This window comes from Nannocystis pusilla (genome assembly GCF_020073745.1).
GTDB lineage: Bacteria > Myxococcota_A > Polyangia > Nannocystales > Nannocystaceae > Nannocystis > Nannocystis radixulma.
This window is the reverse complement of record NZ_JAIRAU010000044.1, coordinates 21,874-38,353: the sequence shown is the minus strand read 5'-3', so window position 1 is coordinate 38,353 and position 16,480 is coordinate 21,874. Positions and strand designations below refer to the sequence as shown.

The 16,480-nt window shown below is 70.6% G+C and carries 14 protein-coding genes; 7 read left to right on the top strand and 7 right to left on the bottom strand.

Annotated features, from left to right (window positions below):
• Positions 1-23 precede the first annotated feature (23 nt).
• The 3 genes from K7C98_RS31540 to K7C98_RS31530 form a co-directional block, all read right to left on the bottom strand.
• The gene (locus K7C98_RS31540) at positions 24-440 is read right to left on the bottom strand and encodes a hypothetical protein (protein WP_224195525.1); all 417 of its coding nucleotides are present in this window, start codon (positions 438-440) and stop codon (positions 24-26) included.
• Between the two features lie 174 nt (positions 441-614).
• Positions 615-1,697, bottom strand: a complete 1,083-nt coding sequence (locus K7C98_RS31535; RefSeq protein ID WP_224195524.1) for a HupE/UreJ family protein — start codon at positions 1,695-1,697, stop codon at positions 615-617.
• A gap of 221 nt (positions 1,698-1,918) precedes the next feature.
• A complete protein-coding gene (locus tag K7C98_RS31530; protein WP_224195523.1) occupies positions 1,919-2,995 on the bottom strand; it encodes an SAVED domain-containing protein in 1,077 nt (358 codons plus the stop codon).
• A gap of 104 nt (positions 2,996-3,099) precedes the next feature.
• Between K7C98_RS31530 and K7C98_RS31525 the strand changes: the two genes are divergently transcribed.
• The 3 genes from K7C98_RS31525 to K7C98_RS31515 are packed head-to-tail and all read left to right on the top strand — an operon-like array spanning position 3,100 to position 5,515.
• Positions 3,100-4,134, top strand: coding sequence for a CBASS oligonucleotide cyclase (locus tag K7C98_RS31525; protein WP_224195522.1), 1,035 nt, complete (start codon positions 3,100-3,102; stop codon positions 4,132-4,134).
• Entirely contained in the window at positions 4,134-4,628 is a 495-nt protein-coding gene (locus K7C98_RS31520) for a hypothetical protein (protein ID WP_224195521.1), read from the top strand. Before K7C98_RS31525 ends, K7C98_RS31520 begins: the two co-directional genes overlap by 1 nt.
• The gene (locus K7C98_RS31515) at positions 4,625-5,515 is read left to right on the top strand and encodes an AAA family ATPase (RefSeq protein WP_224195520.1); all 891 of its coding nucleotides are present in this window, start codon (positions 4,625-4,627) and stop codon (positions 5,513-5,515) included. The genes K7C98_RS31520 and K7C98_RS31515 overlap by 4 nt, the downstream gene beginning before the upstream one ends.
• Positions 5,516-5,705: 190 nt before the next feature.
• On the opposite strand, the gene K7C98_RS31510 is transcribed toward K7C98_RS31515, so the two are convergent.
• Positions 5,706-6,893, bottom strand: coding sequence for a DUF4056 domain-containing protein (locus tag K7C98_RS31510; RefSeq protein ID WP_224195519.1), 1,188 nt, complete (start codon positions 6,891-6,893; stop codon positions 5,706-5,708).
• A gap of 63 nt (positions 6,894-6,956) precedes the next feature.
• Here K7C98_RS31510 and K7C98_RS44065 point away from each other — a divergent pair, with 63 nt between their 5' ends.
• The gene (locus tag K7C98_RS44065; RefSeq protein WP_263430005.1) at positions 6,957-8,555 is read left to right on the top strand and encodes an alkaline phosphatase family protein; all 1,599 of its coding nucleotides are present in this window, start codon (positions 6,957-6,959) and stop codon (positions 8,553-8,555) included.
• A 211-nt stretch (positions 8,556-8,766) separates the two neighbouring features.
• Here K7C98_RS44065 and K7C98_RS31500 read toward each other — a convergent pair whose 3' ends face one another.
• The 3 genes from K7C98_RS31500 to crtD form a co-directional block, all read right to left on the bottom strand.
• Positions 8,767-9,411, bottom strand: coding sequence for a hypothetical protein (locus K7C98_RS31500; RefSeq protein ID WP_224195518.1), 645 nt, complete (start codon positions 9,409-9,411; stop codon positions 8,767-8,769).
• 676 nt (positions 9,412-10,087) lie between these two features.
• A complete protein-coding gene (locus K7C98_RS31495) occupies positions 10,088-11,002 on the bottom strand; it encodes a carotenoid 1,2-hydratase (RefSeq protein ID WP_224195517.1) in 915 nt (304 codons plus the stop codon).
• On the bottom strand, positions 10,933-12,498 hold the full coding sequence (crtD, locus tag K7C98_RS31490) for a 1-hydroxycarotenoid 3,4-desaturase CrtD (RefSeq protein WP_224195516.1): 1,566 nt from the start codon (positions 12,496-12,498) through the stop codon (positions 10,933-10,935). Before crtD ends, K7C98_RS31495 begins: the two co-directional genes overlap by 70 nt.
• 257 nt (positions 12,499-12,755) lie before the next feature.
• Between crtD and K7C98_RS31485 the strand changes: the two genes are divergently transcribed.
• The 3 genes from K7C98_RS31485 to K7C98_RS31475 all read left to right on the top strand — a co-directional run bounded on the left by K7C98_RS31485 (position 12,756) and on the right by K7C98_RS31475 (position 16,474).
• Entirely contained in the window at positions 12,756-13,547 is a 792-nt protein-coding gene (locus tag K7C98_RS31485) for a polyprenyl synthetase family protein (RefSeq protein ID WP_431312846.1), read from the top strand.
• A gap of 247 nt (positions 13,548-13,794) precedes the next feature.
• Positions 13,795-14,517 (top strand): class I SAM-dependent methyltransferase, encoded by a 723-nt coding sequence (locus K7C98_RS31480; protein WP_224195514.1) that lies wholly within the window; start codon positions 13,795-13,797, stop codon positions 14,515-14,517.
• A 370-nt stretch (positions 14,518-14,887) separates the two neighbouring features.
• Complete coding sequence (locus K7C98_RS31475) at positions 14,888-16,474, top strand: FAD-dependent oxidoreductase (RefSeq protein WP_263430004.1); 1,587 nt, start codon at positions 14,888-14,890, stop codon at positions 16,472-16,474.
• Positions 16,475-16,480: the final 6 nt, after the last annotated feature.

The window sequence follows — 16,480 nt, the reverse complement described above, 5'->3', positions numbered from 1 at the left end:
TCGCGCGTGAACCCGCGGATCGGTCAGAACGGCCAGAAGACGAGCATGAGCTCCGGTGCGCCACGCGCGAGCTCATCGCGGATGCTCGGCGATAACAACACTTGATCGCGTTCTTCGGCCCCGTCCGCGTGACGAATATGGATGTGTCGCGCGCCCCCGATCACGTAGTTCGCCTCGACGATGGGACCCTCGCGGTCGTTCCAAAGATCGAGCTGCAGCTCACCCGGTGCATCGGATGGTCGGACCCGAAATCGGACCGTGAGGGCGAGACGACCGGGCTCTGCTTGCAGGAGTTCAGTCGTCATCACGCGAGGATGCGCTTGCGACATCTCCTGCAGCTCGAACACCGAGGCTCGGGTGCCGCCATCCGCCTGCACCTTCGATTCAGGGGAAGGTTGCCCGAAGGGCAGCACGAGAGCGGCGAGGACTGCAAGATGCACACCCATCCGTGGCTCAAGACACTGCCGACGCAAGCAGCAAACCGGACGGCCATGCACCAGGCACGTCTAGCGCGACCGCTTGGATGCGTCTGTGGCCGAGCTTGTTCTGCCATCGCTGAGCCCGATGGCGCGGCCAGGGCAAGCCGACGGCGACGAGGTGCTGAACTCGCCGCATCACCCGCCGAACACTCGCTCGACGAACCACGCCAGCCCTGCGATCACGATCGCCCCCGAGATCCACCGCGCCCCGCGACCCTTCCTGTACGCCGGCAGTCGCCCCAGCCACAGCAGCACCGGCAGCACCAGCGCCAGCACGGCGAGCTGGCCCGCCTCGACCCCGAGGTTGAACAGCAGCAGCGCCGGCCCGACCTCGCCGGCCGGCAGCCCGAGCTCGGCCAGCACGCCCGCGAAGCCGAAGCCGTGGATGAACCCGAACGGCAGGGTGATCCGCCAGCGCCCGGCCGCGTCGGCGACGAAGAAATTCTCGAGACCGACGTACGCGATCGACAGCGCGATCGCCGGCTCGACCCACGAACCGTCGGGCGTCCAGATCTCCAGGGTCGCCAGCGCGAGGCTCAGCGAGTGGCCCAGCGTGAACGCCGTGATCACCGCCACGAGCGAGCGCAGCCGGCCCCCGACCACCACGAGCCCGAGCAAGAACACCAGGTGGTCGGTGCCGATCAGGATGTGCTCGACCCCGAGCTCGAAGTACGCCGTCACCGGCCACCCCTGCCGCTCGCCCGCGGCCCCGTCGAGCGGCACCGTGGCCGCCGGCGCGCGCGCGTGCAGCACCCCCTCGGCGAGGATGTCCTCGGGACCAGCTCCCGGCGCCACGAACTCCGCGATGTGGCGATGCCCTGCCGCCAGTTTCCCGCCCTCGAACAGCGACCACCGCAGCACCAGCTCGCGCGGCGGCGCGGCGCACACGTGGCGCACCGCCATCACCGCCCCGTCCTCCTCCGTCAGCCCCGCGCGCACCAGCGACCCCGGGCACGCCTGGGCGTCGCCCGTCACCTCGATGCCCGCCACCACCGCCGCCAGCGCCGCGCCCCCGCCGGCCAGCTCGTCGTCACCGAGCAGCCCGTCGCCGTCGGCGTCGAGCCCCGGCGCCAGCCCGCGCAGCTCCCCGCGCGCGAACGTCACCTCGGCCGCGATCTCGCGCCCGTCGACCGTGTACACCCCGCGCGACAGCCCGACCTGGTGCGCCTGCGTCGGCCGCGGGACCACCAGCCCAAAGAGACATGCCCCAATGATCATGCTCCAAAAAACATGTCTAGAGGAGCATAGCCTAAATGATAGAGTAGGAAGGCTGCAGGTGGGGTGAGAGACGGGCAGGTGAAACGCTCCGAGCCGAGAATACCTGACTATCGACCCCGGACGCGATGTCGAACGGCGATGTGAACCGCTTGATGTTCGGTTCCGCCCGGTGTCCTTCTGCTGCTTCTGGCGTCAAGAGCGGCGTCGAGGGGTGGCGCACCTCAGCACCCCCATTCCGCTGCAACCTCGTCGATCTCCGCCCCTCTTGCCGGGCGCGCTTTGCGCAGCGCCGCGAATAGCTCTGGCCCGATCTTGCCGTGCTTCCGCAATACCTCCACGACCTCCACGGTCACCAGGGCGAACGCCGCAGACCAATCTATCTTCTCGACCAGCGGTCCCAGGTGATCGTCGAGACTGAACAGAAGCCGAAGGTCCTTGCTGTCAAATGAATCGCTGAGGAACTGAACCAACGCCCGTGCAGGCTCTGCTCGACGTTGGGGCAACGGGGGTCCCGGTGACAGCAGCTCTAGCGTGGCCACGAACCCGCCCCTGTCTCGCTGGTGATCATAGATTCGCATCGCGGGATCGGCCTTGGGGAGAAGGCTCAACCCGCACTGGATCGCTACGGCGACCGGGACTGCCGGGAAAACGTGAATTCGGCAGCGGGGCCCGTGGGTCGCCCGGATTTTGGCGAGCAAGTCCTGGCAAATTCTGGCGAATTCATGCAACTGGGACACCGCGCGTATCGAGTCACGACGCGGCTCTTCGACCGCGATCTCGTACATCGCGCAAGGGCTCGGAGGAAGCATGGCCTCGGCCTCCTCAGCGAACACCTTGCCGCTGATCGACAGCAGCAGCGCGACCTGCGTCCCCCGCGAGACGTGCGTGAGCACCTGGAAACGTGAGCGTTCCGGCTGCGTCTCGGCCCAGAGCCAGCCACCAGGTTCGTGGAAGCGATTGAACACATGGATCTCTTGTTTCTCTCCGAGAGCCTCACCGAGAACCATGAGCAACGGGATTGGAGCGAGACCAAACACACAGATCCGTCGTACGGGCGAGCTCGCTACCTGTTGCAGATAGGCGCTCACCCGCTGCCGGATCACCGACGCCAGCGGGTCCCATAGGGCCGGCTCGGCGTCCGATACGGACAGGGGCACGAGATCGATGTCCAGACCGTTCGGCAGCGCATGCCATGGTCGCAGCGCGGCCTGGATCTGGTCACCGTTCCACAGCCCCTTCTGGCGGCCGATGTTGGCGGAGAGGCGAATCACGTGGGTCTGCTGGGACGAGGCGTCCATCACGGTCGTGAGAGTGCCGAGCCGAGGGCCGAACGATCACGTGCGTGACGATGTGATCGTTCCGGCCGGCGGGCGGCACTACGGCTCAGTCTCAGGAGGAAGCAGTGAAGCAATTGAGCTCCAAGAGCCCGTCGCACCGACGACTGAGCACCTTCGTCGACTGGATCCGCACGCCTGGCGAGCGTGAGGAGCGGATCAAGGCCCAAGCCGACGAAGTCCGGCGCCGTCTGCGCGGGAAGGCCGAGAGCGACAAGCTCGTCATTCGGTCCATGCCGTTCTCGGGCTCCTATGAAAAGGGAACAGGCCTGCGTCGACACATGCACGGTGACGCCGAGATCGAGGGTCAGGACGTCGACATCGCCATCGTCGTCGACCCCGACAGCATACCGGAGGACGAGGATCGAGGGCACCTGATCGAACGCTTCCTGGGCTACTTCCGCGCCAGCTACCCCGACACTGAGGCTTCCGCTACCCGCAGTTCGGTGCGTGTCACCTTCGTCGGTAGCAAGATCAACTTCGATCTCGTTCCGATGCTCGCGGTGTCCGGCACCGACCGCGAGCAGCTCCTGTTCCGCAGCAACGGCGAGCGACGCCGGACCTCGATTCAGGACCACATCGAGTTCGTGCGCCGCCGCAACCGGCGCAGCAACGACTTGCCCGGGCGCGTGAAATTCAACGAGTGTGTCCGGCTGGTCAAGTGGTGGCGTCATTACCGTGAGGGCGACGCCCACTCGATCGAAGAGGTGCCCAGCATCCTGATCGACCTGCTCTGCGCCAAGGCATTCGACCAGTGCGGGGTAGCCGAGACCTACACCGAGACCCTCGGCCAGTGGTTCACGCGCATGGCAGATCTAGCGCATCGCAAGCGGAGGGTCGCCTTCGACGACTTCGGCCCGGCCTCCGCGCGCACCGACGACGACCGGCAGTGGGCCCTCCTCGACCCCGTGAATCCGGACAATAACGTCCTGCCGATGGCGTGGAACAACCTGCAGATCACAGAACTCGCGGACTGGGTGGCCACCGCCCGCGACCAATGGTCGGAAGTCGAGAGCTTCGAGCGTACCGGTGAGCACGAGAAGTCGCGAAAGGTCTTGATCGAGCTGTTCGGCAACCCCTTCCGGCATCACGGAGAACTGTGATGGCCTCGACCTACACCACGACAGAAGCCTCGACCTTCACCGAGGCTCGCGCCCGGGCCGTCATGATCAGCGTCCTGGGCGACTTCACGGCCCTAAAGAACGCCGGACTCATCACCGCGGCGCAGGCCGAGGAGTGGCACGACGCCTTGCTCTTCGCCCTCTGCGAAGAAGCCGTCGAGATGTTCCAGCTCAAGTTCACGAGCCCGACTGGACAACAACGGGCCCTGGACTACGAGGTCAAGGACGACGGCTCGATCAGCGCCAGTCAGCGCCCCGGCGGCATCAACTACCTGGACTTTGCCACGGGCACTACGGTCGGCATCACCTTGCGACTGCGTCCGAACGGCCGCGGGCGCGAGAAAGTCCTCCAGTACCTGCAGAGGCGCCGCTGGGGCATGGACGGCAAGATCCTGACCGGCAACACGTACGTCGATCGCCAGTACTCTCAGAGCGGGTACGGCCTCACCCGTAAGAAGGTCGGAGAATGGACATGAGCGAGCTGACCCTCCTGGAGACCAAACACCCCGACAAGTCCGCGAGGCGTCGCTTCGACGGCCTCCTCGGCATCGACGCGCAGAAGCAGCGCCTCCTCGAAGACCTGGTATTGATGCTCGCACCGGAGGAGTTCGAGAAGTGGCGCGAGCGGCACCATCCGCGCGGACTGCCCTTCGCCGACGCAGGGGCCGCGAGCAGTCGCCTGTTGCTGCTCTCCGGCGAGGTCGGATGCGGCAAGACCGCGCTCGCATCGTCGGTGGCGACGCCTCTGGCGGATCGGCTCGAGCGGCGGGTGCTCGTCCTCGAGACCCCCTCCGACATCCGGGGTTGGGGTCGCGTGGGAGAGATTTCAGCCCGCCTCACGGACGCATTCACTCAGGCCAAGGCTCGCGCCCGCGAGTTCGACGCAGCCCTGCTCATCATCGACGAAGCCGACGACCTGGCCACCAGTCGCGCGCAGATGCAGGCGCATCATGAAGATCGGGCAGGCCTCAATGTCCTGCTCAAGCAACTCGACCTGCTGGCGCGCGAAAAGGTACCGCTGGTGACCCTGCTCATCACCAACCGCGCGTCGGCGCTCGACCCAGCGGTCCTTCGTCGAGCGGCCTCTCACCTCAAGTTCGCTCGACCCGACGCCGATGCCCGCGCAGAGTTGTTCAAGGCGATGCTGCACAAGGCCCACGCGAGCGAACGAGACATCGCCGACCTGGTCGACGCCAGCACGCGCGCGGACGTCCCCTTCAGCTACTCCGACCTCACCGAACGGCTCGGACGGCTGGCGCTGCGGCGAGCGTGGAGCGCCGATCGCCCGTTTAGCGCCTCCGTCGTGCGCGAGACTCTCGAGGGGCTCGAGCCCTCGCCCCTGGTGGGGGATGGCTCGGATTAAAAGCGCTTCGAGGCCGGTGAGACCTGAAGCTGTGCGAACCGGAGCGGAACCGGGCGGATACGTCGCGTTATGGATATCGCGTGCTACCGGCGCGACTCCGGCACCACGGGCCCCGCAGGGGTAGTGGCAGCCGCCACGCGATCCGTCACGCCTTGACGGCTGATTTTTGTCGCGCGTTTTCGCGCCGGATTCATCCGTCGTCGGGCTTGTCGAAGTCGGGCCCGAACGCCTCGACGGCCTCCGCGCGGATGCCCGCGAAGATGGCCGAGAAGTCGCGCGGCGTCACCGTCGAGCCCCTGGCGATCGGCAGCGGGAACCGCTCCGGCAGCCACGAGTCGAACTCGAATTCGACGGTCACCAGCGCCGCGATCTCGTGCTCGCCGATCTTCTGCTCGAGCACCAGCGGCAGCGGCGGCGGCTGTCCCGAGCAGGTCTTGCGAATGTCGGGAGCGTCGACCAGCCACGCCGGCACCGGCGAATCGTTATGCACATAGCGTCGCGTCACCAGCGTGAACTCGGGGATCCGCTTGCGCGAGTCCCACCAGCGGCCGTCGACCGCCTGCATCGCCGCGCGGGCCTCCTGCTTCGACACCGCCCCGAGGCGGCGCAGCGCCTCGCGCAGCCACGCCTGCATCGCCGTGTCGTACGCCTCGCGCGAGCGGATCTCCCCGTCGAGGATCAGCCCCGCCGCCAGGTTGATGCCGAGCACGTTCGAATACACGTCCTCCGGCGAGAACGCCGACAGCCGCTCCGACACCCCGGGCACGCTCTCGAAGCCGTACCACGTCACCACCTCGTGCCACGTCGCCAGCTGCTGGACCGCCCAGCCGGCCAGCAACGTCGCCGTCTTCCACCGCCCGTGGCGCTCGAGCAGCCCCTTCGGCAAGGCCTTCAGCTTCACGCGCCGCTGCGTGCCCTCGTCCGGCCACTCGACGGTGACCTCGCCCGGCAGCGCGCGCACCAGCTGCAGCGTCAAGAAGAGCGTCTTGTCGGCCGTGTCGCGCACGTGGGCGATGTCGAGGAAGCCGCCGCGGCAGGTGTAGACCAGCCCGTTGCGCTCGGGCGACGCGCCGCCGCGGTCGTAGCCGTGCGGCCCGAGCTCGTCGGGCGAGCGGATGTTCTCGTTCTTGTACAGCGGCACCGGCACCGGCCCGACCTCGGCGCGCAGGTCCTGGCCGAACGCGCAGCACGGCCGGAGCTTGTGCGGCGCCGCGATCACCGGCACCGCCTTTGGATCGAAGCGCGCGCCGACGTCGGCCGGGTCGTGCAGGGCGCGCGCGACCTCGCGGTGGTCGACCACCAGCGGCGCCTTCCAGGTCGGGGCGCAGGCCGCCAGCGCGGCCGCGACGAGTGCCAGCGATCTGCAGACGCGGTGCATCGTGGCCCCTCTCCCGGGGCGCCCCTCTCCTAGCAGCATTCGCCCGGGCGCGCAGCATCGGCCATGCTCTCCCGCGACATGACCGAGCGGCGATGCATGTGGCTCCTCCTCGTCTGCTGCGCGCTCGGCCTCGCCGTGCCGTGGCTGCTGGGGCTCACCTACTCCGCGCGGCTGTCCTCCCACGCCAGCGGTTTCTACGCGGTGCCCGTCGCCGACGTCGTGGCGGCGAACGCGGGCCCGCGGAGACCGCGCCACAGCGTGCTCGTGGTGATCGACGGCCTCGGACACGAGGCCGCGCGGACGATGGGCGCGATCGCTCTTTTGCGCGAGCGCGGCCAGTGTCGCAAGACCGCCGTCGGCGCGCCCTCGATGTCGCGGCCCGTCTACGCCACGATCTCCACCGGCCTCGAACAGGACCGCACCGGCGCCCGCGGCAACGACGACGAGTCGCCGCTGTTCGCCGAGTCGGTGTGGGACCTGGCCCGCGCCGCCGGCCTCTCGGTCGCCGGCATCAGCGAGGTCCCGTGGTGGCAGGAGCTGTTCCCGCGCGGCTTCACCTCCTTCGAGCTCGCCGGCCTCGACGTCGACTACTTCGCCCGCGCCCCCGCGGCCGACCTCGTGCTCGTCCATCCGCTCTACGTCGACGAGGCCGGCCACGAGCACGGCGCCGCCTCGCGCGAGTACGAGGCCGCCGTCGCCCGCGTCGATCGCGAGCTCACCGCCCTGCTGCAGCGCCTCGACCTCGCGCAGGACCTCGTCATCGTCACCGCCGATCACGGCCACTCGCCGCGCGGCGGCCACGGCGGGGCCCAGGAGCCGATCGCCAACGTCATGACCTGCCACGCCGGCCTCGGCGTGCGCCACCTGCCCGACCACGGGCATTTGCGAATCACCACAGTAGGGCCGTCCCTGGCGCTCCTGCTCGGCCTGCCGTTCCCCGCCCACATGCGCGCCGGCGACGACGAGCTCGACGTGCTCTGGGACATCGCCGACCCGGCCGTCCTGCCCGCCGACTACCTCGCCGACCGCCGCGCCGCCGTCGAGCGGTTCCGCCGCGTCAACGAGGCCGCTCTGCGCGGGTGGCTGCCCGCCAGCGACGGCAGCTGGGACCGCTTCTACGCCGCCCACCGCCGCAGCCAGCTGCTCGCCGCCGTCCCCTTCGCCGCCCTCCTCGGATTCGTGCTCGTCGCCCAGGCCCTCGTCCACCGCCGTCGCGCCCGCCGCGACCACGCCCGCCCCGGCGCCCTGTTCGGCCTCGGCTTCGTCGCCCTGTTCGCCGTCGTCACCTACGCCCTGCAGGTCGGCCTGCGCGGCAGTTTCGACCTCAGCTCGGTGGCCGGCCGCGGCGAGTTCATCGGCTTCACCGTGGTCCTCGGCCTCGCCTGGACCACCCTCGCCACGCTCGGCCACTGGCTGCTGCGCCGCGATCGCTGCGCCCTCATGCTCGACCTCGCCGCCCTGTCCGCGCTCGGCACCGTCCTCAGCCTGGCCCACCCCGTCGCCCTCGGCTGGCGCCTCGGCTTCCCGGTCCCGCCCCCCGCGATCTACTTCTTCCCCTACTTCGCCACCCTCATGCTCGGCATGCTCAACGCCGTCGCCGTGGCCGTCGCCGCCCTGCTCGGTCTCCGCCCCTACCGCCGCCGCTCGGACATGCTCGCCTGAACATGCACCAACGAGCATGTCCTTTGCGACATTCCTCTTTGAACATGTCCTGAAGACGCCCGCCCGCGCAGGAGCGGCCCATTTTAAAAGAATCCGGGTCGCGCGTCGTCGACGTGCGACCCGGAGCTCTCATGTCGGCATGTCCCTCGGGACATACGCGGTCACCTGACCGGGGCGCGCGAGAGCGCCCCTCAGGGACCGCCCGGCCGACTTACTGGTTGCAGGCGTAGCCCTCGGCGGTGCACTCGGTGTCCGCGGAGCACGAGCACACGCCGTCGGTGCAGACGCCGAGCTGACCGAAGCCGGCGATCTCGCAGGCGGCACCCTCGGCCACGCCGCCGCAGGGCTTGGCCGCGCAGATCGGCTCACCGGCGTCGTTCATGCCGGTGCACTCGAGCTGGAGGAGGTCGCACTCGGTGCCGCCCTCGGTGCACGGGAAGGTGCACTGGTTGACGCCGTTGACGTCGGCACAAGCGCCGCCGGCGGCCGCCGGGCAGGTGGTGTCGTCGCAGGCCGGGAGCTGGCCCTTGTACTCGCAGAAGCCGTCGGTGCAGGCGTAGTCGGCCTCGTTGCCGCCCATCGGCACGCACTCGGCCACGGCCGCGCAGGTCTGGGCGCAGAACCCGGCCCCGCCGTTACCCGTCGTCTCGGTGGTCGTCGGGGCCTCGGTGTCCGAGCCCTCCGTGCCGTCCGTGCCCGTGGGGGACTCGGTGGCGGTCGCCGGGGTCATCGTGGCGGTCGCGTCCGTGCCCGGGGTGGCCGCGGTGGTGTCGGTCGTCTCGCCCTCGTCCGCGGGGCAGGCGGTGAACGAGACGGTGAAGAGGGCAGCGAGGGAAAGCTTGGAAATGGTACGCATGAGTCGAATCTCTCGGGTTTGAATGCAACTTCCCGGCGGCGCTCCCACGAGAATGTGGGCGCCGGCGGCTGGCCCGCCTTGTAGCACCTCCGATCGCCGCTTCGAAACCATCGGCGCGCATCGACCCAGATCGCTGGCGTGCGGAATATTCGATCGATCTCGACCCGGCGAGTGAATAGGCGCTCCGGGCAGGCTTGGCGGCCTCAGCCGCATCATGAAGCGTTCTTCACGCGAACGCGACCACCAGCGCCAAAACGAACCGATGCGGCGCATCGCCGCGCCGCGATCGACGCAGGACGCACCGGGGCGAATCGCGACTCCGGTAGAGCCGGCGGTTATCGTATCTTTGGTAGCTGGCCGACGCCGGGTTCGTACCCTTCGAATCGAAGGCGCCTCCGCAATTTCTCCGCCACCACGCACAATTCAACTGTCGGTCACCGTCACGGCCGCAGGAGCTGAAATAGCTCTCGACGCTCGAATTCGGGACGGTGCGTGCTTTCGGCCGGGCTCGCGGGCCGTCCGATCCGATCGTCGTCTGCATCGACACCGGGGATCGAGGTCGAGGCGCTCAGGAATGCCCGGGCGCGCGATCCGGGCGAGCCCGCCCCCGGACATGCTCGCCCGGGCATGCTCCAAAGGGCATGTCCTCGCGAGCATTCCTCTCAGGACATGTACGCTAGCTCACCCGGCGGATCCGGAACGGCAGCATCGTCTGCACCAGCGGCGAGCAGAAGCGCGACAGCGACAGCGACTCGTGGACCGCGCGCACCGGCACCTCGCCGAAGGCGGTGGCCACCTGCGTGCGCGCGTAGAAGGGCGTGTCCTCGAGCGTGCGGACGACCTTCGCCGGCGCCCCGTCGGTGCGGGTCGAGCGGGCGATCCACCAGCGCGTGCGGCCGAGCGTCATCGTCTGCGCGGCCGCCAGCGGCTCGACGTGGCCGTCGGCGTGGAACACCCGGCCGAGCTGCAGCGTGCTGCCGTCGCAGCGGTGGGCGTCGTACAGCACCACCGTGCGGTCGGGCAGCGCCGCGCGGGACCAGCTCCAGTCGTGGAAGCCCGCCTCGAGCGGCTCGTCGCCGAAGTTCGCGTCGTGGTAGCCGGTCCCGCGCAGCGTCAGCTGCGGCGCCGTCAGCTCGGCGACCACGTGCGCGTGCGGGGCCGCCGGGAACCACGTGTGGCGGCCGTGGGCGTCGAGCGGCTCGGGCCGGTTCGGGAACGCCGACGGGTACAGGCGCACCGTCCCGGCCACGCGCTGGCCGAACACCGCCGTGCGCTCGTCGAAGCGGACCACCAGGCAGTCGCCCTCCCAGCCGATCGCGCTGCGGCCGACCTGCAGCTGCTCCGGCCGGCGTTCGACCTCGCTGGCGCCGTACTCGGTGAACACCCACGCGTCGATCCCCGGCCCGTAGAGCGCCACGTTGATCGCGCAATGGGCCATCGGGTCGGCCGCGCCGGCCGGGGCCTTCGCGCGGGCCCTGGCGTAGTACGGCGAGAACACGCTGCCGACGAAGGCGATGATCGTCAGTCCGTGGCTGCCGTCGTCGCTGAGCGCGTCGAGGTACCACCAGCCGTAGCCGCCCGGAGGGACCACCCGGTCGAAGCGAGGCCCGCGCACGCCGTCGTCGCCGCGTAGCGCCCGCTCAGCGTCGCCATCGGCACCCCCGCTCCCGGATGCACGCTGCCCCCGGCCACGTAGAGCCCCGGCAGCTTCGTCGCCGCTGTCGGCCGCACCATCGCGTCCAGCAGGCCCCGCGTCGCCGTCCCGTACAGCCCCCCGCCCGAGCCTGGGAACCTCGCCGCGAACTCGTCGGGCGTCGTCACCCGCGGCGGCTCCGTCGGCGCCATCGACAGCCCGCAGCGCTCGATCACTCCCCATGTCGCTCGTTCGCATGCCTCGATCTCCCTCGCCGTGAGCCACCCTTCGCCGCCGCGTGGCGGCGCGTTCACCAGGACGAACAGGCGCTCCGCCACCTCCGGCCGGGGATCGCCCAGGCGATCCGGCGCACACACGTAGACAGTCGGCTCGTGCGGGAGCGCCCCGCGGGCGAACAGCGCCGTGAACTCGGCCGCGTAGTCCCGCGAGAACAGTACGTTGTGATACGCGAGCGGCCAGCCCTCGGTCGTGCCGCGCAGGCACCACGTCACCGCCGACAGCGAGCGCCGCGACCTCGGCGGCCCCTTCACCGCCCGCGCCGCCGCCGCGCCGAGCAGCCCGCCGGACAGCGCCGCCAGGTCGCCGGCGAAGATCACCGCGTCGGCCGCGATGCGCTCGCCGCTGGCCAGCCGGACCGCCCGTACCCGGCTGTCGGCCTCGATCGCCGTGACCGCGGCCTCCTGGCGGATCTCCGCCCCGAGGCGGCGCGCCAGCCCGGCCACCGCCTGGATCAACGCCGTCATCCCGCCGACCGGCGCCCACACCCCGGCCTGTTCGACGTGGGCGATCAGGTTGAGGGTCGCCGGCGCCTCGAACGGGTTCGAGCCGTAGTAGGTCGCGTAGCGGGCGAACAGCTGGCGCAGCCGGGGATCCTGGAAATAATCGCAGATCGCCTTCCACATCGTGCGGTGGAAATCGATCCCGAGGGCGCCCGGCAGCCCGCGCAGGCCCAGGGAGCCGACCATCCCGGCCAGCGTCGGCCGCACCGCGCGGATGAACGGATCCTGCACTTTCTGGTAGATCGCCTCTGTGTGGCGGCAGAACGCGAGGTACCCGGAGGCGTCGGCCCCCGAGGCGAAGCGGGCGATCGCCGCGGCCGAGGCCTCGCGGTCGGCGTACAGGTCGAGCCGCTCGCCGTCTTGCCAGGCGTGGCGGGCCAGCAGCGGCAGCGGTTGCAGCTGCACGTGCTCGCCGAGCGCATCGTCCGCGTCGGCGAACAGCGCCTCGAACACCCAGCGCATGGTGAGCACCGTGGGCCCCGCATCGATCGGCTGGCCTCCGACCCACTCCTGGCGCACCTTGCCGCCGACCGCCGCGCCGCGCTCGAGCACCACCACCGCGGCCCCTCGGCGGGCACAGTCGACCGCCGCCGCCAGCCCTCCGGCCCCGCCGCCGACCACGACCACCCGGGGGCTCTGCTTCGCCACCACCATGACTGTCACCAAATTATCGCGACCACTCCAGGTTTCAAGTCTTTGTCCAATGTTAACCCGATTTATTGACAGTCTTTGAACAGGCAGGCATGCTTTTGAGCCTAATTTCCTGGCCGGCAGGCCCTCAAGCGACCCTACGGCGGCCCGATCGGGCGTGAGCAGCGGCCATGGAATCTCGACGGCGCATCGACCGAGCCCTCAAGAGCTGTCTCGACCAGGCGACCGCATTGCCGTGCCCGCCGCGGCTGGGGGATGCCATGCGGCACGCCGTCTTCCCCGGCGGCGCCCGGTTTCGCCCCGAGTTCTGTCTCGCCGTCGCGGGCGCTTGCGGCGACGCGCACCCGGCCTTGACCGACGCGGCCGCGGCCGCGATCGAGCTCTTGCACTGCGCCTCGCTCGTCTACGACGACCTGCCGTGCTTCGACGACGCCGCGGTGCGCCGCGGCCAGGCGACCGTCCACGCCGCCTTCGGCGAGGAGCTGGCGATCCTCGCCGGCAACGCCCTCATCGTCCTCGCCTTCGAGACCCTCGCGCGCGCCGGCGGCCCGCACCCGCACCTCTTGCCCGGCCTGCTCCGCGTCATCGCCCGCGGCGTCGGCGGGCCCTCGGGCATCGTGGCCGGTCAGGGCTGGGAGTCCGAGTCCGACCTCGACGACCTCGGGCGTTACCACCGGGCCAAGACCGGCGCCCTGTTCGAGGCCGCCATCATCGCCGGCGCCTTGACCGGCGGCGGCGACCCCTTGCAGTGGACCGGCCTCGGCTACCGGCTCGGCGAGGCCTACCAGATCGCCGACGACATCCGCGACGCCTACGGCCGGCCCGAGCTGCTCGGCAAGCCTGTCGGCCAGGACCGCGTCCACGACCGGCCCTCGGCCGTCCACGAGCTCGGCCTGTCCGGCGCCACCGTCCACCTCGGCGACCTCGTCGAAAAGGCCGCCGGCCGCGTCCCCGCCTGCGCCGGCCGCAACGACCTCCTCGCCCACCTCCGCCGCTGGTCCGAGCAGCTCCTCGCCGTGCCCACCCCGATCGCCGCCAGCATCCGCTCGTGACCCGCGACTCGCCGACCCGGGGTCGCCGGCGCAGCGCGATCCCCCGCGCCACCAGCCACCGACGCGCCCCCGATCCCCGTCCGGGCCGCGACGCCTCCCCACGGCTCTCACCAGCATCTCGCACCATTGCGGCCCCGCGCCGCGACGTCCGGGTCGCTGCTCGATCCGCCGCCGATTGATCCTCGCTCGCCCTCGATCCTCGCGCAGACTCTCCCAGCCCCCGCGCCTCCTCTTCCCCAACGCCACCATGACCCGACCGCCGCCGTCTCTGCGCGCCCAGAAGCAGGCCGTCCCGCACGCCTTCGACCGCGTCGCCGCCCGCTACGACCTCCTCACCGGCATGAACCCCGGCTACAGCCGCCACCTCGAGCTCAGCGCCGAGCGCATGCGGATGCCCGGTGATGCCGACCTTTTGGACCTGTGCTGTGGGACAGGTCTCTCGACCCTCGCCCTCGTGCGCACCTACCCGCGCGCGCGCATCACCGGCCTCGACGCCTCGGCCGGCATGCTCGAGCTGGCCCGCAAGAAGCGCGAGCTCACCGGCGTCCGCTTCCTCCACGGCGACGCCATGGACCCCGCCGCACACGGCGCCGCCGGCCCCTTCGACGGCATCATGATGGCCTACGGGATCCGCAACATGCCGGACCCCGACCTGTGCCTGCGCCGCCTCCTGCCGCTGCTCAAGCCCGGCGGCGTGATCTGCTTCCACGAGTACAGCGTGCGCGACTCGCTGCGCGCCCACCTGGTGTGGAACGCCGTGTGCATCGGCATCATCATCCCCGCCGGCCTCGTCACCTCGCCGAGCTCGAAGATCTACCGCTACCTGCGCCGCAGCGTCAACGCATTCGACGGCGCCGCCGCCTTCCAGCGCCGCCTGCAGGCCGCCGGCTTCTGCGACGCGCGCAGCGAGACCATGGACGGCTGGCAACAGGGGATCGTGCACACCTTCCTGGCCCGCCGCCCGGTCTGAGCGAGCTCGACCCTGAGACACCGATCCTGTCCGCGCCTCGCCGACCCCCGCCGCCGCGCCCGCCCGCAAAACCCCTGTCCGCGCCGTCGCGGACCGCCCTCACCGACATGTCCTCGAGGACATGCTACTCCACTCCTCGCCGCCGCTCGCCCGACATGTCCTCGAGGACATACTACTCCTCCGCCCCGAACCATGAGACCCCGAGACATGTCCCGCGAGACAGCCAGGCCCATCCTCCGCGGCCGTCCGGCTCCCATGTCTCGCGCGGCATTCTCCCCTCGCGCCGCCGCACCGCCCGCCTGACCCCGCGGACAGCCTGAGCGCCGCCCCTCCACATCGCCCCGAAACTGCCACCGACACGAGCGCGCCCATGCTGGGAATCTCCCGCCGACCTGCCAACCAGCCCGACAAGCGGGCCCCGCACCGCCTCCCGCGGCCGCTCGACGTCCTCGTCGTCGGCGGCGGGATCGCCGGGCTCGCGGCCGCCACCGTGCTCGCCGAGCGGGGCGCCCGCGTCACCGTGCTCGAGCCCGAGACCTACCTCGGCGGTCGCGCCGGCGCCTGGACGGACACCCTCGCCGACGGCACCCCCTTCGAGATGGAGCGGGGCTTTCACGCCTTCTTCCGCCAGTACTACAACCTGCGCGCCTGGCTGCGGCGCATCGACCCCGAGCTCGCTTTCTTGCGGCCCGTCGCCGACTACCCGCTGCTCGGCCCCGACGGCCAGCGCGAGTCGTTCGCCGGCCTGCCCAGGCTCCCGATCTGGAACCTCGTCAGCCTGATCCGCCGCAGCAAGAGCATGACCCTGCGCGACGCCCTGCGCGTCGACGACACCTGCGGCCGCGCGATCATGGCTTACGACCCGCGGGCCACCTACGCCCAGTTCGACCGCCTCGACGCCCACAGCTTCCTCGACCGCCTCGGCTTCCCCGCGCGCGCGCGGCAGATGCTGTTCGATGTCTTCGCCCACTCGTTCTTCAACCCCGAGCAGGAGTTCAGCGCCGCCGAGCTCCTGATGATGTTTCACTTCTACTTCATCGCCAACCCCGAGGGCATCGTCTTCGACCTCGTCGACGGCCCCTTCTCCACCAGGTTGTGGCGCCCCATGGCCGCCGTCCTCGAGCGCCACGGCGTCCGCCTGCGCACCGGCGAGGGCGCCGTCCACGTCGATCGCGGCCCCGACGGCCGCCACCGCCTCACCAGCTCGAGAGGACAGGTTTACTCGGCCGACGCCTTGATCCTCGCCGCCAGCGTCCCCGGCCTGCAGCGCCTCGTCGACGAATCGCCCGCGCTCGGCCACCCGCGCGCGGAGGCCCCCGAGGATCCCGGCGCCGCCCACTGCTGGCGCGAGCAGGTCGCGGCCCAGTCCGTCACCGCCCGCTTCGCCGTGTGGCGCCTGTGGCTCGACCGCGCCTGCGCGCCCGGCCGCGCCGCCTTCGTCGGCACCACCGGGCTCGGCCTCGTCGACAACATCTCGCTCTACGAATTGTTCGAGGACGAGAGCCGCGAGTGGGCCGCGCGGACCGGCGGCAGCGTCGTCGAGCTGCACGCCTACGCCCTCCCCGACGACCTCGCCGACGAGGCCGCGATCAAGGCCGACCTGCTGCGCGCCCTCCACGACCTCTACCCCGAGACGCGCGCCGCCCGGCACCTCGACGAGCGCTTCCTCCTGCGCCAGGACTGCCCCGCCTTCCGCCCCGGCAGCCACCCCATGCGCCTGCGCGTCGACACCCCCGACCCCACCCTCTACCTCGCCGGCGACTTCGTCCACACCCCGTTCCCCACCGCGCTGATGGAGCGCGCCGCCAGCTCGGGGATCCTCGCCGCCAATCACGTCCTCCACCACCACGGCGTCGCCGAGGAACTGCTGTGCTCGGTGCCCCCGCGCGGCCCGCTGGCGCGCCTGATTCACCGCAAGGCTCACCGCGACGCACACGGTGAGGGCGACGACGACTGAGCGGAT

What these genes read in the sequence shown, in the direction of transcription:
- K7C98_RS31535 (WP_224195524.1), bottom strand. Translation starts at nt 1,697, where the DNA reads ATGATCATTGGGGCATGTCTCTTTGGGCTGGTGGTCCCGCGGCCGACG.
- K7C98_RS31530 (WP_224195523.1), bottom strand. Translation starts at nt 2,995, where the DNA reads ATGGACGCCTCGTCCCAGCAGACCCACGTGATTCGCCTCTCCGCCAAC.
- K7C98_RS31520 (WP_224195521.1), top strand. Translation starts at nt 4,134, where the DNA reads ATGGCCTCGACCTACACCACGACAGAAGCCTCGACCTTCACCGAGGCT.
- K7C98_RS31515 (WP_224195520.1), top strand. Translation starts at nt 4,625, where the DNA reads ATGAGCGAGCTGACCCTCCTGGAGACCAAACACCCCGACAAGTCCGCG.
- K7C98_RS31510 (WP_224195519.1), bottom strand. Translation starts at nt 6,893, where the DNA reads ATGCACCGCGTCTGCAGATCGCTGGCACTCGTCGCGGCCGCGCTGGCG.
- K7C98_RS44065 (WP_263430005.1), top strand. Translation starts at nt 6,957, where the DNA reads ATGCTCTCCCGCGACATGACCGAGCGGCGATGCATGTGGCTCCTCCTC.
- K7C98_RS31500 (WP_224195518.1), bottom strand. Translation starts at nt 9,411, where the DNA reads ATGCGTACCATTTCCAAGCTTTCCCTCGCTGCCCTCTTCACCGTCTCG.
- crtD (WP_224195516.1), bottom strand. Translation starts at nt 12,498, where the DNA reads ATGGTGGTGGCGAAGCAGAGCCCCCGGGTGGTCGTGGTCGGCGGCGGG.
- K7C98_RS31485 (WP_431312846.1), top strand. Translation starts at nt 12,756, where the DNA reads ATGCGGCACGCCGTCTTCCCCGGCGGCGCCCGGTTTCGCCCCGAGTTC.
- K7C98_RS31480 (WP_224195514.1), top strand. Translation starts at nt 13,795, where the DNA reads ATGACCCGACCGCCGCCGTCTCTGCGCGCCCAGAAGCAGGCCGTCCCG.
- K7C98_RS31475 (WP_263430004.1), top strand. Translation starts at nt 14,888, where the DNA reads ATGCTGGGAATCTCCCGCCGACCTGCCAACCAGCCCGACAAGCGGGCC.